Annotated in this window: 11 protein-coding genes; 9 read left to right on the top strand and 2 right to left on the bottom strand. The window is 54.3% G+C overall.

Going from position 1 to position 15,707, the window contains the following annotated elements:
* Positions 1-47: 47 nt before the first annotated feature.
* From ACKGJP_RS26115 to ACKGJP_RS26075, 9 genes are all read left to right on the top strand, one after another.
* Entirely contained in the window at positions 48-989 is a 942-nt protein-coding gene (locus ACKGJP_RS26115; protein WP_409341712.1) for an ABC transporter permease, read from the top strand.
* A gap of 17 nt (positions 990-1,006) precedes the next feature.
* Positions 1,007-1,885, top strand: a complete 879-nt coding sequence (locus ACKGJP_RS26110) for a carbohydrate ABC transporter permease (protein ID WP_409341711.1) — start codon at positions 1,007-1,009, stop codon at positions 1,883-1,885.
* 30 nt (positions 1,886-1,915) lie between these two features.
* Positions 1,916-3,130, top strand: coding sequence for a Gfo/Idh/MocA family protein (locus ACKGJP_RS26105; RefSeq protein WP_409341710.1), 1,215 nt, complete (start codon positions 1,916-1,918; stop codon positions 3,128-3,130).
* A 27-nt stretch (positions 3,131-3,157) separates the two neighbouring features.
* Positions 3,158-3,313, top strand: a complete 156-nt coding sequence (locus tag ACKGJP_RS26100; protein WP_409341709.1) for an SDR family NAD(P)-dependent oxidoreductase — start codon at positions 3,158-3,160, stop codon at positions 3,311-3,313.
* The gene (locus tag ACKGJP_RS26095) at positions 3,310-5,043 is read left to right on the top strand and encodes a dihydroxy-acid dehydratase (protein ID WP_409341708.1); all 1,734 of its coding nucleotides are present in this window, start codon (positions 3,310-3,312) and stop codon (positions 5,041-5,043) included. Before ACKGJP_RS26100 ends, ACKGJP_RS26095 begins: the two co-directional genes overlap by 4 nt.
* Positions 5,044-5,057: 14 nt before the next feature.
* Positions 5,058-6,293 (top strand): M20 family metallopeptidase, encoded by a 1,236-nt coding sequence (locus tag ACKGJP_RS26090; RefSeq protein ID WP_409341707.1) that lies wholly within the window; start codon positions 5,058-5,060, stop codon positions 6,291-6,293.
* 211 nt (positions 6,294-6,504) lie between these two features.
* Positions 6,505-6,705 (top strand): twin-arginine translocase TatA/TatE family subunit, encoded by a 201-nt coding sequence (tatA, locus tag ACKGJP_RS26085; RefSeq protein ID WP_409341706.1) that lies wholly within the window; start codon positions 6,505-6,507, stop codon positions 6,703-6,705.
* Between the two features lie 197 nt (positions 6,706-6,902).
* Positions 6,903-9,926 (top strand): cadherin-like beta sandwich domain-containing protein, encoded by a 3,024-nt coding sequence (locus ACKGJP_RS26080; protein ID WP_409341705.1) that lies wholly within the window; start codon positions 6,903-6,905, stop codon positions 9,924-9,926.
* Positions 9,927-9,973: 47 nt separating this feature from the next.
* Complete coding sequence (locus ACKGJP_RS26075; protein ID WP_409341704.1) at positions 9,974-12,166, top strand: glycosyl hydrolase family 28-related protein; 2,193 nt, start codon at positions 9,974-9,976, stop codon at positions 12,164-12,166.
* Positions 12,167-12,286: 120 nt separating this feature from the next.
* Here ACKGJP_RS26075 and ACKGJP_RS26070 read toward each other — a convergent pair whose 3' ends face one another.
* Positions 12,287-14,677 carry a helix-turn-helix domain-containing protein gene (locus ACKGJP_RS26070; protein ID WP_409341703.1) on the bottom strand — a complete coding sequence of 797 codons (2,391 nt, stop codon included), beginning with the start codon at positions 14,675-14,677 and terminating at the stop codon, positions 12,287-12,289.
* A gap of 112 nt (positions 14,678-14,789) precedes the next feature.
* Complete coding sequence (locus ACKGJP_RS26065; RefSeq protein ID WP_409341702.1) at positions 14,790-15,665, bottom strand: carbohydrate ABC transporter permease; 876 nt, start codon at positions 15,663-15,665, stop codon at positions 14,790-14,792.
* Positions 15,666-15,707: the final 42 nt, after the last annotated feature.

Raw genomic sequence — 15,707 nt, 5'->3', positions numbered from 1 at the left:
GGCATGCCCCTCTTCTTCCGGCCGGCTTCGGGAAAGAGGAAGCCATCATGAGCCATGCAGCTCTGAATCCGATGAAGGGGAAAAAAACGTCAAAATTTTTCGCGCAGCGATACTTGTACCTGATGCTTTTGCCGGCCGTTTTGTTCCTGTTCGTCTTTTGGTATGTGCCGATATTCGGCTGGCTGATCGCCTTTATCAACTACAAGCCGGGCTTTAAGCTGTTTCCTGCGGAGTGGACGGGACTGCGGCAGTTCCAGAGCTTTTTTACGGACAGTAAAGATTTCGTCTATTTGCTGCGCAATACGCTGGTTATGAATATCGGTTCGCTGATCGCCAATCTGGGCGCGGCTTTCGTTTTCGCGCTGTTGCTGAACGAAATCCGGCATCGGTTTTTCGGTCGATTGATACAAACTGTAACGTTTTTCCCGTTTTTCGTGTCATGGATTATAATTTATTCGCTTTCGAGCGCTCTGTTTGCCACTTCCTCCGGCGCGGTGAACGAAACGCTGGTGCAATGGGGACTGATTGAGGAAGGCGTCAACGTGCTGGGAGATCCGAAGTATGCGTGGATGTTCATGATCGCGCTCGGCGTCTGGAAATATCTTGGCTATAACAGCGTCATCTTCATTTCGTCCATCGCTTCCATTCCCCAGGACTATTACGAGGCGGCGCAAATGGATGGGGCGAACCGCTTTCAGCGCATGTGGTACATTACGATTCCGGCGCTCGTTCCGACGCTGATCGTTCTTCTCATATTGAACAGCGGTTGGATTCTTAATTCGAATTTTGAACAATTCTATCTGTTTACGAACGCAATCAACTGGGAGAAGATGGAGGTTCTTGACCTCTACATTTATAAATACGGTTTGCAGCTATTGAACTATCCGTATGCGACTGCAGTCGGCATCATGAAGACGTTCATCAGTCTCGTTCTGATTATCGCGGTCAATGCCATTTCCAAAAAAGCAACAGGGAAAGCCATATTCTAACCAGACAGGAGAACATTATGAGAGAACGTTCCGCAAGCGGCACTCTTTTCGATATCGGCAATACGTTGTTTATGCTAGCCGTCTTGGCGGTCATGCTCGTCCCTTTCCTATATGTCGTCAGCTATTCGCTAAGCACCCCCAGCATGCTCAAAGGCGGATTCGTGCTTTGGCCGTCCGGCTTTACGTTCGACTCTTACCGCAAAGCGCTGGAGGACCCGGCGGTGCTGAAGGGAACAGGCATTTCGGTGCTCAGGTCGGTCATCGGCCCGGCCGTCATGTTGTTTATTACGTCGATGGCCGCCTATGTGTTGACGCGAAACGAGCTTGGCGGCGTCAAGTGGCTCCGCAAATATTTCGTTTTTACGCTTTATTTCTCCAGCGGCATTATTCCGATGTACTTGTTGATGGGCTATTTGCAGCTTAAAGGGACTTTTCTCATCTATATTTTGCCGGGCGCGGTGTCGGTGTTCAATCTGGTGCTGATCAAAACGTATATCGAAGCGCTGCCGAAGGAGATTGAAGAGGCCGCGATCGTCGATGGCGCGAACGATTTGCGCTTGTTTTACCAGGTGATCTTCCCGGTTTGCACGCCGGTGTTCGCCGCCGTCGTCCTGTTCGAGTGCGTCAACCAATGGAATGCGTTTATCGATACGCAAATCTACAATACGATGTCGCCGAACCTGTACTCGCTGCAGTACGTGCTCTACAACGCGTTGAACCAGTTCAATTCCCTGGAGCAGCTGAAGACGCCGGGCCAAACGCAAATGTATGCGATCACGCCGCAAACGTTCAAAATGGCGATTACCGTCATTACCGTATTGCCGATCGCATGCGTTTATCCGTTCTTGCAAAAGTATTTTATCAAAGGCTTGCTGGTCGGTTCCGTCAAGGGATAACGAAGCCTATTTATAGAGGAGGATGTCGAGATGGCAGGAGCGATTCGCCTCGCGGTAGTCGGAGGGAGAAGGGGAGCCTATTTCAGCCATTCCTTGCAGCGTCTTGCGGGACGCGCGGAGTTGGTCGCCGTGTGCGACAGCAATGAAGCCGTTTTGCAGAAGTGGAAGGAAGATTTCCCCGGCATTACCGCTTACAACAGCTACGATAAGCTGGTAGACGATTCGCAAGTGGATGCGGTTTTTCTCGCCACGCCGCTATTCGTTCATGCGCGGCAAGCGATTCAAGCGATGAATGCGGGGAAGCATGTGATCAGCGAAGTGATCGCCGCGCATACGCTTGAGGATTGCTGGGAGCTGGTGGAAACCGTTGAGCGAACGGGCATGACGTATATGATGGCGGAAAATTATTGCTACATGCGGTCCAATATGATGGTTGGGCATATGGCGCAGCAGGGCGTATTTGGGGAGCTGACGTATGCCGAGTGCGGCTATATACACGATATCCGGAATTTGCTGCACTACGGAGACGGGAGTCTGACCTGGCGCGGCAGCATGCTTCGGGACTATGACGGTTGTACGTATCCCACTCATTCGCTCGGTCCGGTAGCGCAGTGGATGGGCATTAACCGGGATGGCGGCGACGAGCTGGACACCCTTGTGACGTTCTCTTCCAAAAGCAGAGCCGGGGCTAAGTACTTTTATGAGCAATTCGGCAAGGAGCATCCGGGCGCGCAAGCGGATTTCTGGAAAGCGGGCGACGCGACGGTCACGCTAATCCGCACGGCGAAAGGAGCGCTGATCGCGCTCAAATACGACATTCAGTCGTCCCGCCCGCACAATATGACGCATTACACGCTGCAAGGAACGAAAGGAGCCTACTTATCCGCCCGTTATGCCGGCGAAGCTCCGCTCGTCTGGATCGAAAACGAGTCCAAGGGCGTATCGCACTCGGAAGGAAGAGAAGATGCGCCGGAAGCGGAATGGGAACCGTTATGGCAATACGCGGACAGATGGGAACATCCGCTTTGGAGGCGCTGGGCGAAGGAAGCGGAAGGGAGCGGGCATGGCGGCGGCGATTTTTTCGTGCTGGATGAATTCGTTTCTGCGATCGAGCAACGCAGAAGGCCTGCCATCGATGTGTACGACGCGGTGATGTGGAGCTCCGTATTCCCGCTATCCGTGCAGTCCGTGAAATCCGGCGGGAGTCCTGTCCGGTTCGTGAATTTCAAAGGAAAGAAGCGCTAGAGTCGCGAGAGCTGGAGGGTTTCGATTTTGAGATTGGACGGGAAGAGAGTACTTGTCACAGGAGGCGCGCAAGACATCGGAAAAGCCGTCGTGACGCGTTTTTTACGGGAGGGCGCGAACGTGTTCGTGCTCGATATTAGGGAAGCCGAGCTTAGGCGGCTCCAGGAGGAGTTTTTTCAGTGAAATTCCGCAGCAGCGAATGGTTTGAGAGCGACAATGCCGAGCTTGCCTTCCAGCATCGTTCGGCCATGCGCGCCATGGGTCATAACCCGGATACGTTTCTAGGCAAGCCGATCATCGGTATTTTTAACGCATGGAACGACTTTAACAGCTGTAATTACCCGCATAAAGAGCTTGTCGAATTCGTCAAACGAGGCGTGCTTTTGGCCGGCGGCTATCCGATTGAGCTGCATACGATATCGACACCTTCGGATTTTATGAAGCCTTCCGATTTGCCGTACCGGAATTTGCTATCGATGGATATTGAAGAAAGCATCCGTTCGCAGCCGATCGACGGCGTCGTGCTGCTATGCGAATGCGACAAGACGGTGCCCGCACAGCTGATGGGGGCGGGAAGCTGCAATCTTCCCGCCCTTCAGCTTGCTGCCGGTCACCGGTCCTCGGGCAGCTTCCGCGGCAAAGAAGTCAACTATGGGACCGATTTGTGGAAATATGCCGATGATTACAAGGCAGGACTGCTTACCGACGAAGAGTGGCTGCAGCTCGAAAAGTCGATTTCCTGCGGCTTGGGCGGCTGTCCGGTCATGGGGACGGCTTCCACGATGAAAAGCTTGTCCGAAATGCTGGGCATGATGATTCCCGATACCTCCAGCATTCCTGCGGACGATGCCAGACGCAAGTCGGCGGCGGAAGCTACCGGCTTTCGAATCGTTGAAATGGTCAAGGAGAACTTGACGCCTTCCCGGCTCATGACGGAAGCGGCCTTCGGCAACGCCATCAAGCTGCTCGCCGCATTCGGCGGTTCGACGAATGCGGCGATCCATCTTACCGCGATTGCCGGAAGGCTGAACATCCGGATACCGGTCGAGCGGTATGCGGAGATGGCGGAGGGGATTCCGCTTCTCGTGAACTTACAGCCAAGCGGCCGATACAGCATGGATGATTTCCATAAGGCAGGTGGACTTAGCCGTGTCATCCGTGAGCTGCTGCCGCATTTGGATGGCGGTTGCATCGGCGCGACGGGGCAGCCGATTGCGCAAATATACGGCGGGGGGCGCACGGATTGGCCGGAGGAGACGGATATCATTGCGACGCTTGCGGCTCCGCTGAAGGAAAATGCCGGATTGGCCGTTCTAAAGGGCAATCTCGCCCCCTTAGGAGCGGTTATCAAAAAATCAGCCGTATCCCCTCATTTATTCCGACATCGCGGTCAAGCCGTCGTCTTTGAACATTATGCCGATATGCTGGCCAGGATCGATAGCGAAGAACTGAACGTCGAAGAAAGCAGCGTTCTTGTTTTGAAGCACTGCGGACCGGTGGCGATGGGCATGCCGGAATGGGGTTCGATCCCAATCCCGGGCAAGCTGCTGAAGCAGGGCGTACGGGATATGGTTCGCATCAGCGACGGCCGGATGAGCGGAACGAGCTATGGCGCGGTTATTCTGCATGTCTCGCCTGAATCGGCGGTCGGCGGACCGCTCTCGATCGTGCGCGACGGCGATTGGATCGAGCTGAATATCGAAGCATCGACGATTAGCTTGCAGGTATCGGAAGAAGAAATCGCGGAACGACTTGCCTCGTGGCGCCGTCCCGAATTGCGTCATAAACGAGGATACTTGCGAATGTTCGCAGACCATGCGCTGCAGGCGCCCGAAGGCTGCGATCTCGATTTTTTGCGGCCGAATTCGGATGAGGAAGCTATTTTCGTTCCGCCTATCGTCGGAAGAGGATAGCGGGAGGCGCTGCCATGAACGAGGCTGCGAGCTGTGTGATTGGAGGAAGCCATTGGCAGGTGAGGCTGAGAAAGGTGGATATCGAATTGAACGAAGAGGTCACGAAAGTGGATGTCGACCGTATCGTCCGGGATACTTTGGAGCTGGTGCGTATGGAAAGCGTTACGGGCGATACGCGAGGGATAGCCGAACGCTACAAAGAGATGCTGCTTGAGGCGGGATGTACGGTAGACCGGTACGAGTGGATTCCGAACAATCCGACACTGGTTGCTACATTCGGAGAAGATAACGGAGGCCCAACGATTTTGTTCAACGGTCATCTGGATGCCGTTCCGCTTGCTCACGGGCCAGCCGTCTTGCGAGACGGACGCATTTACGGCAGAGGAGCATGCGATATGAAAGGCTCGCTCGCCTGCGTGTTGGAGGTCATCCGGACGCTTCGCCAGCCGCAAGCCAGCTTTCGCGGAAAAATCATTGTCGTAGCGAACAGTCTGCACGAGAGTCCGGGCGGGCGAGGCGAAGATTTGATCGCCTTGACGAAGAACATATCGCTTAGCGCTGATGCAGCAATCGTCATGGAGGGGGCCACGCGCGACTGTACGATCGCCCAATTGGGCTCGGCAACTTTCCGCGTGGCGATCAAGCGGGAGGGAGAGCCTGCCCATCAGCTGTATGCTCCGCCAGGCGCTTCGCACCCGATCGAGGTCGCTGCGGAAGCGGTTCGCTTGTTGCGGGAGCGTAACGCGGAGCTGGAAAACGAATGGATCGAAGATATCGGGTTTGCTTCGTATTTTGTCGGATCGGTGCATAGCGGGCAGTTTTATAATCAACTGCCCAACCAGGCGGAATTGGAAGGCGTCAGGCGTTATCGTCCGGATCAGGATTTTGCCGAAGCGGAGGCCGAGCTCCGAAGCCTTTTGAGCCAGCTGACTTTGCGATACGGAGTAGAGATTGATCTGGATATGCGCAAGGTTAGAGATGGCTATAGGATCGACTCCGATCATCCGGCTATTGCCGCTTTGCAGCGGGCAGTACGCCGTGTAAGGGGGATCGAGCTGCCGCTCGCCGGCAAGAAGGTGGTGACCGACGCGGGCATTTTGGTCAAAGCGCTGAACGCTCCGGTACTCTGTCACGGCCCGGATCAAAGCACCGCTCACGGAGACGTGGAATATGTCGAAATCCGGGAATTGGAGCTGGCGACTCAAGTGTACTTGCAGTTTATACAAGAACTGGCGGAGCAGGCAGGATAGAAGCAAAAACGAAAAAATGGACATACCGGTACCCAATCATAGACATATGACGAGCAGGATGTTCGGGTTAAGATTGGTGTAAGCGCTTGCTGAAAACGAAAAACGGCTATCTCCGTTTTGGCTTAGGTTGAACCGCGGGCTCGTTTGGCAAGCGCTCGCCGTTTGATTGCAAGAAGGGAGGCAACGTAAAACAATGGGGAGGTGAGACGGAATGACGGGGATCGGTCCTACCGGAATCGTGTTGATCGCATTGGTTGCGCTATTGCTTTTCGGTTCGCGCAAGCTGCCGGAGCTGGGGCGCGCAGTAGGTCGAACGCTGCACGAATTTAAAGCCGGAACGAAGCCGCTGATGGAAGAACTGGACATGGCGGAAAAGGAAAGGGAGCAAATGGTGCTGAGCCAACGGAAATAGCGCATGATAGCGGTAAAAAGCGACTATGGCGGTTTCGGCAAAGAAGACGACGTTAGAGACTTATTTCGAGAGGGAACAGAACTTTCGTAGCGAGCAGGGGCAGTCGCGCTGGCTGTTATAAACAAGCCCCAAAATGAAAGCGCTATCACTATGGAGTAGAGAGGAACTGGGAACGAATGAGGAAGCAATCAAGCTTCATGCTGCGATCTATTTGGGTCGGCATGCTTGTCATCGTTCTGCTTGCCGCCGGACTTCCGGCGGGGGCGAAAGCAGACGCGTCCGCCACTGCAACAAGCGTGTCCGCAGGAAGAGGGCCGCACGCTGTAGCGGTCAATCCGGCGACAAGCCGGGTCTATGCGGCCAATGCGGTCAGCGACGATGTGACAGTCATGGAAGATACGTACGGAGGGTTCGTTACAGTCGCTACCGTCGGGGTTGGAACGACCCCATATGCGATCGCGGTGAATCCTGCTACGAATAAAATTTATGTGGCCAATGCGGACAGCGATAACGTTACCGTGATCGACGGCGCCACGAACGAAACAGTCACGGTGCCTGTCGGAAAAAATCCGTTTGCCGTAGCCGTGAATCCGGCCACCAACAACATTTATGTAGCGAACGTCGGCAGCGGCGACGTGACCGTGATCGACGGGGCGACGAACGGTACGATAACGGTTCCTGCCGGCAAAAGCCCCTTTGCCCTTGCGGTGAACGAGACGACCAACAAAATATACGTTGCAAATATCGATGGCGACAGCGTGACGGTCATCGACGGGACGACCCATGCGGCCGTTACGATTCCGGCCGGAGCGGGGCCTAGCGCCATCGCGGTAAATCCGATCACGGATCGCGTGTATGCGGCTAACTTCTTCAGCGGCAGCATCACGGTGATCGAAGGCGCGACGGGAACGACGTCGACCGTCACGGTCGGCAAGAAGCCAAATGCGGTGGACGTCAACCCGGCGACGAATAAGATTTACGTTGCAAACGCCGGCAGCGGCAATGTGACGGTCATTGACGGGGTGGACAACAGCACCTCTTTCGTATCCGTAGGATCGGGGCCTTCGGCGCTTGCGGTTCATGCAGCTGCAAACAAAATCTACGTGGCGAATTATGACAGCCATAACGTGACCGCGATTGACGGAACGAATCATCAGACGTCGCTGATTCCGGCCGGAAAGAACCCAATCGCCTTGGCTGTCGATTCCCCCTCGAATAAAATCTACGTAGCGAATTTTAACGGCGATACGTTGACGATCATCGAGGAGCTTCGCGCTACGGACGCGGATCTGAGCGGCCTGACGATTAGTGCGGGAAGCCTCAGTCCGGCATTCGATCCAGGCATTAACGAGTATTCGGTTCTTGTCGGCCATGAGGTTGCGGCGATGACGGTTACGGCAACGACCTACGACCCTTCCGCGGCAATCTCGATAACGGGACAAGTTTACGGAAACAGCGCGGTCGTTCCGGTAAGCCTGCAGGTAGGCGCTAATGTGCTGCCAATTACCGTTCTTGCAGCGGACGGACTCAAGAGCAAGACCTACACATTGACCGTCTATCGAGCCGATGTAACCGGATCTCCGCTAACCGCGAACGCCGATCTATCTCAATTGACGGTAAGCGCGGGTACGCTTCAGCCGGCATTTGCCGCAGGAAGGCTTGCTTATTCGGACGATGTAGGCCATACGGTTGCCAGCGTAAGCGTCACCGCAGTGACCTACGCTCCAGGTACGACAATGCAAATAAATGGCCAGACGCATGCAAGCGGCGTATCGTTTCCCGTAAGCTTGCAGGTCGGGGTCAATCCCGTAACGATCGTTACCACTGCCGAGGATGGTGCGGCAAGCAAGACATACGTAGTAACGATCAATCGTGCAGGTGTCAGCGTCGTAACGGAGGAACCGGAAGGCGGGACAACGACTGCCCCGCTTATCGCGAAGCCGGAACCGGGCGATATGACGGTAGGTCAGAACGGCGTAACGCTGAGCAATTCCGCCGCGACGATAACGGCCGGAACGGATGGGAATGGAAGAAGCGCAATCACGGCAATGCTCCGTGCCGATTCGCTGTCCAAGGCGTTCGGCTTACTGAAAGACAAAGCAAAGGAAGGACAGACGGTTACATTCGAATTGCCGGGATCGGAATCGCTGCGCCGCGTCGGCATTCCGGCCAGAGCACTTGTCGATGCAGCGAATGCTGCTCCTCATGGAGTGATTACGATCAAGGTACATAACGCTTCGTATACGCTTCCGGTAAACATGCCTGTCCTTGCTTCCTTCTTGCAACAACCGGACAAGGAGCTCGACAAGGCCGTCGTCTTCGTCACGATGGAGACGGTGACCGGCGCGCTGGCGGAACGGGCGGCCGAACTGGCGAAAGCGGCAGGCATCACGCTGGCCGGCGATCTTGTAGAGTTCACTCTGACGGTAGAGGCGAACGGGAGCAAGCATCCGATTTCGGACTACGGAAGCATGTACGTGACGAGAAGCCTCATCCTTGCAGGCGTCGTCGATCCTTCGAGGGCGACGGCAGTCCTTGTCGACCCGGTATCCGGCACGCTATCCTTCGTTCCTTCCGTGTTTACGACGGTTAACGGGATAACGGCGGCAACTATATATCGAACCGGCAGCAGTCTGTACGCGGTAATCCGATTGGAGAAGTCGTTTGCCGATTTACGCGAGCACTGGTCGAAAAGAGATGTTGAGCTGCTTGCTTCCAAGCTAATCGTGAAAGGAATGACAGAAACGAGCTTTGCCCCCGAAATTAACGTAACGCGCGGCGAATTTGTAAGCCTTATCGTACGCGCGCTCGGACTCGCGGAAGATTCGGCAAATGCCAAGACGTTCAGCGATATTTCGGCATCGGACTGGTTCGCGGGCGCGGTCGGCGCAGCGGCGAAGGCGCACATCGTGAACGGTTTCGAGAACGGCACGTTCCGGCCGGGCGAAACGATCACAAGGGAGCAAATGGCCGTTATCCTGTCAGGCGCGCTGACGTTTGCAGGTAAGCCGCCGGCTGCTGCAGGAAAGCTTACTTTATATGCTTTCGAGGATCATACCGCAATCCGTTCATGGGCGGAAGCTTCTGCCGTGCATATGGTTCAGAACGGCATCCTCAGCGGGATGACGGAAACCCGGTTTGCCCCTCAGGAACCCGTAACGCGGGCGCAGGCTGCTGTCGCCATCAAAAGGCTGCTGCAGGCAGCGGGCTTTATCAATTAACGCCCAGATTCCTTGCCATACCCCATTACTCTATAGGAGGATAAACGATGTTGAACGAAAAGAAAGCGGAACTTACGGAGCAGCAAAATCCGGAGCAAGAGAAAGGGTTCATCAGCAGGCGGAAGCTTCTCGCTTCGATCGGTATGGCGGGGGCTGCCCTCGCGACTACAGGGCTCATCAACGGTGCCCTAACCAAAGCGTATGCGGATCCGGCCGAAAGTCGCACGAAAGTGAAAGACTTGATGAACATGAGCATGGTCGCGCTCACCACTATAGCACAGCTTAGAGCGATTACGCAGCCGGAAGCGGACGTCTATTTGATAACGGACCGCGGGCATGAAGGTCATTTTGCCTATGACGCTTCGGACACGACTTCCGCGGACAATACGGGCACCGTGCTCGTAACGGCCGGAGGAAAACGATTCAAGCGTCTTCCGGAAACGGAATTCGTCAGCGTCAAATGGTTCGGTGCGAAAGGAGACGGGACGACGGACGATTCGGCAGCCATCCAGGCGGCAAACGCGTATGCGGCTTCCGTACATTCGGCGCTTTGCTTTCCGTACGGGACCTATAGGGGGAGTGGCCTCAGACCTACTACCTCCTGGTATTCCTTCGAAAATGCGGTTATTCGCAGCAACGCGTCGGTGCAGCCGTCCACCTTCCATGGCGATTTCGTCAAGGTCGAGGGCCAAAGCAATCTGGTGTTTGAAGGACTGACGTTTGACGGGAACGTAAGTGCCGACCCATCGACCTGGAGCGCCGCCACGTATAATGCTTTTTCCGGATCCGTCGCTTTTTATCTGCTGAATGCGAGCCAAATCAAGTTAAGAAATTGCATTTTCCAGAACAGCTTCTTCTCTACGATTCGAATGGTCGGCTGTCATGCGATTGATGTCGAAAGCTGTACGACGCGGAAAGCGCGGGGCAACTTCGGTGATGCCGTATACGTCGAAGGTTCTTATGATGTGAAGTACGACCGCTGCCATGCGGAAGATTACACAAGAATTGGATATGTTACGGAATCGGGGACATCCAGTGTGACCTACTCGCAATGCTATGCCTATAACGGGCATAACGGTTCCATTATGTACGGTGGTGCGGAATCGAATGCGGGGTTCTGGTCCGAGCAGTCGGAAAACGTCAGCTTCTCGCAGTGCGTTGCCGAGAATAACGCTCACCGGGGATTCGTATGCGTTACCATGCATGCGTCAACTATCACGAAACAGACGGAAGTCGCTGCATTCATGCTGGATTCCTGCTTATCGATCAATAACTTGGATTATGCTTTTGTGATGAACGGTGCGACTCATGATGTGATTTCCGTTTCTTGCAACGGGTGTTATGCTTACGGCTCCAACTTCGGTTTTCATTTGACAGGGTCGGACAATAAGGATGCTTTTCACTTTACGAATTGCTTCGTTCATTTATCTTTCGCCGATGCCGCAAAGCCTTATGTCGGATTTGTCATCAATAACGAAGCGGCGGAACCATCAACGACATCCGTTGTCAACATGATGAATTGCGGGACGATCCTTGGAGACGGCGATAAATCCAGCCTGGTTTCAAAGGACAGCTTGTCGGGGGACGTTGTCGTCTACAGCGGTGCAAAGGCGATCGTAACGGTCGATCAATATACGAATGTCGGCGAGCCCGGACATATGGTACTGAAAAGCCTTGACGGTTCTCCGACGATCCGTGTCCGGAACTGCAAAGTGACGGTTCCGGTCATCCATGATTTTACGGAATTGAGCTTCGACTCCTGCAATTTCGGCAGCCTGTCTCATCTTATGGGAAAGGCTGCCGCTCAAGGCCGGATCCGCTTCGATCATTGCGAAGTGAATGGTCCCATGGCGCTGGTAACAACAGGCCGTATAAGCATGAACGACTCCGCCATAACGTTGTCGGGAGCAGCTGCTCTCCGAATTGTGCGGGGAAACAGCAGCAACCATATTTTGACGGAGTTTCACAACTGCCGGTTCGAAAAGGACATAAGCGCAAACGATTATGTCCTTCATATTAAAGAGGACGGAGCGCTGAAGCCGAAGTCCGTGTTCCATCATTGCACGTTCTATCAGACGAGTGATTCGCCGACGAGCTCCAAGCCGTTCGTCTGGCTGGAGAATAGCGGAACGCCGGCATTGTTTACGGCTTGCTACGCCGACGATACGGTGGTCTCTATTTTGCGAACAGGCGCCACGTTAAGCGCGCCTAGCGGTGTAACCTTAATCGACTTGCATTAAGCAGCAAAAGGAGTTTTTCGAATAGAGCGTCCTCAGGGAAATAGAAGTCCTTTGAAGCGGTCATAAGCAAAAGGCTATCCGAAAGCAGCATCGTCTGCTTGTCCGGATAGCCTTTTTATTTTACGACCCCGTCTTATCCGCCATGACCGTTTCCCGGTATTTGCCCGGCGTAATGCCCTCCAGCTTCTTGAAGGCGCGAATGAATACGACGTCGTTCGTGTAGCCGACCATTTGCGCGATGTGGGCGTTCGTCAGCTCTTTGTTTTCCATCAGCCGCTTGGCTTTGTCGATCCGTTTGCGGGTGATGTAATCCAGCAGATTTTGCCCTTGGTTTTTCTTGAAGAAGGTGGAGATGTACTGCGGCGTCATCCGGAACCGTTCGGCGACGAGCGCGAGCCCGAGATTCGGATCGTCGAGGCTCCCGTCGAGCAGGGCGACGATTTCCTGAAGCAGCAACGTGCTGTGATCGGAGCGTTCCACTTTGAAGGAGCGGGTCAGCGTGCCGAACAGCTCCTTCGTCTTGGCATGCATACCCTCCGCCGTCGGGTAGCTGAATACGGCCTTAAGCGGATCGAAATCCGTGCCCAGCACCTCGTTCGGATTCATGTTCGTGGCGTTGACGATTTTCAGGAACGTGCTCGTCACATTGAAGAACAAGCATTTCCCAAGCTCCGGCGTGATGTGCGTGGAATCGAAGTTCATCGAATAAATTTTGTCCAGCAGCTTGTCGACGCTCTCGGCATCGCCGCTTCGGACGAAGTTGATCAGCTGGATTTCGGATTCGAGCGGGTAATAATAGTGCTGCTCGGCACCCGCAATATCCTGAAAATGAATAACGGCGTTCTTCCCTTTAATGAGCCGGTATTCAAGCGCCGCGAGCGCCTCCGGATAGGAGTCGCGGATCGCTTTGCCTCCCTCGTGGACGCCTCCCGCCGCAACGGTAATGTCCAGCTTGAAACGGTCCGGGATGACGCCGTTTAGCGACTCCGCGATCTTGCGCACGTCGGCGTCCGCTTGCTCGGACGATGCCGGATCCACATTGACGAGAAAGGCGAGGCGGTCGCGATCCAGCTCTACGGCGAATCCTTTATGCCTCGGCCCGATCAGGTCGACGCCGATGTTCTGAATGATAAAGCGGGCAAGCGCCCATTGCTGTTCGGTTTCGTTTTCGCTGAAGCGGCGGATGTCCTCAATCTTGACGAGAAGGACGACGAACCGGTCGCTGATGAACGAAATGTCCATGAACCCGAGCGCCTGTCCGCCGGTTTCGAACGCGTCTACGTCCATATAGCCTCGAACGAGGCGAGACAAATAATTGGAACGCAGAACCGGCGTTTGCTGCGCCAGCATGTTCCGCAAGTTTTTCTCCTCGTGAAGGGAGCCCTCGATCGTTTGGCGGATGAACTCGTATTCGTTGGAAGCGGGTAAACCGTTCATTTCTTTGCCGCGCATAATCGCGTTGACCGTTTTTTTGAGCGGGCTGTAATTCCGGTACGCTCCGGCGTAAACGGCCAACAATCCGGCTATCAGGCAGAGCAGGAGCAGCCCGATCGCCCATTTCTGAATCAAGTTGACCTGCTGCATGAAAACGTCGTTCGGCGTAACGGATACGTACTTCCAGCCGGCTTTTTGCGACGAGGTTACCGATACCATTTGATTGATGCCGTCGAGCTTGTAATCGAACGTCATTTCCCCCGCGCCGACTTGTTTCAGCAGGTCAGCCGGGAGCGGTGACGCCCCGGTGCCCATGATCGTTCTGCCCGTGTTGTCGATAATATAAATCGCGCTGTGGCTCGCCGTTTCCAGCTGCGCGAACATTTCCTTGATTTGGCTGACGTCGATCAACACGACGAAATTGCCCAGAATGTCGGTTTGCGAACGAATCGGCAGCGACTGTGCATAGGTGACGACATCCTTCGGGATGTAGTCGATGTTGGCGGAAGCTTCGTGCCCGCGCGTAAGCTCGGTAACGGGCAAATACGTCATCATATGGGGGGAAGCCAGCAGTTTCTGCTTCCAGTCGTCGTACGACATGTCTTTGAACATATAGGAATTGTTGTAGAACGTCCGCGAATCGGTCAACATATTCGAGCTGACGATCGTATCGCTTGCGGAGAAGTAAACGTAATAATCGAAAATAAAGCTGCTGATCATGCTGCGGTACCGGCTCATCTTGTTCTGCATGAACTCGACGAACTGGAATTTGTCCGCGCTGTGCGCATCCGCAGGTATTTTCAACATATAGTCCAGCTTCGTATCCAAGGTAACTTGGCGCATCAAAATATCGACTTCGGCCAGCTTGTTGTCTAGCGACAGCTTGAGCTGCTCCAGCATGGCCGTATTGGAGCGGTTGGCGCTTCTTTCCAGGCTCTGCTCGACTTTGGTGTACAGAAAGAGACCCATCGCAAGCGGAATCAGCAGGATGAACAGATTGGAGAGGATCATCGTCATCAGCACGCTCTTGCGACTGCCGATTTGAAGCCAGCGCAGCGGCATTTTCACATACGTCACGCCCATTCCTCAAATAGCTTTGTCTGACCATTGTAACCCGAAGCCCGGGTGATGGCAAAATGGTTATTTCTGGCGACGGCTCGGTCTCGTTCGGCGGGAAGAGCAGGTTGTTTTATTCTTTGATGGCTCCGATCATAACGCCTTTGACGAAATATTTTTGCAGGAACGGGTACAAACAAATGATCGGCAGCGTCGAAACGATAATCGTCGCATATTTGATCGTTTCGCCGATCGCGTATTTATCGTCGCTGGCCGCGCCCGTCATCATCGAATCGGTGTTGTTGGCGATCAAGATCTCGCGCAGCACGAGCTGGAGCGGGTAATCTTCGCGATTGCGCAAATACACCAAGGCGCTGAAGTAGGAGTTCCAGTGACCGACGGCATACCACAAAATCATAACGGCGATAACCGGCATGGACAGCGGGATAATAATCTTGAACAAAACGGTCCAATCGCTGGCGCCGTCCATTTTGGCGGATTCCTCCAGGCTGACGGGTACGCCTTGGAACGACGTGCGCATAATGATCATGTTGAACGTGTTGATCGCACCCGGGATTAGCAGCGCCCACATCGTGTTCATCATGCCGAGATCGTTTACGAGCAAATAAGTCGGGATGAGACCGCCATGGAAAACCATCGTCACGATGATGAAGAACATGATGATATTTTTGAAATACAGCTTCGGCCTGGACAAGACATAAGCGCCGATTGCCGTCATGACGAGGTTGATGACCGTCCCGAGCACCACGTATAGAAGCGTGTTCTGGTAGCCCTTCGTAATCATCGGATTGTCGAAAACGGCTTTGTAGGCGCCGAGGTCGAAGCCGACCGGGCTGAGCAGCAGCCCGCGATGCTGCAGGAACGACGTCGCATTGCTAAGGGAAGCGAATAAGACGTATAGAAACGGGTAAAGCGTGACGATGCATAGGCCGATCATTAGAAGCGTATTGAAGTAGCCGAACGTTCGTTCCCCTGCGGATAGTTTCATAGTCGTTTCTCCTTTCTTTCTTCCCCACAAAGTGAAAACTGC

This window comes from Paenibacillus litoralis, assembly GCF_046244365.1.
Taxonomy (GTDB): Bacteria; Bacillota; Bacilli; order Paenibacillales; family NBRC-103111; genus Paenibacillus_V.
The sequence above is the reverse complement of the archived record's forward strand: the minus strand, read 5'-3'. Positions and strand labels throughout refer to the sequence as shown.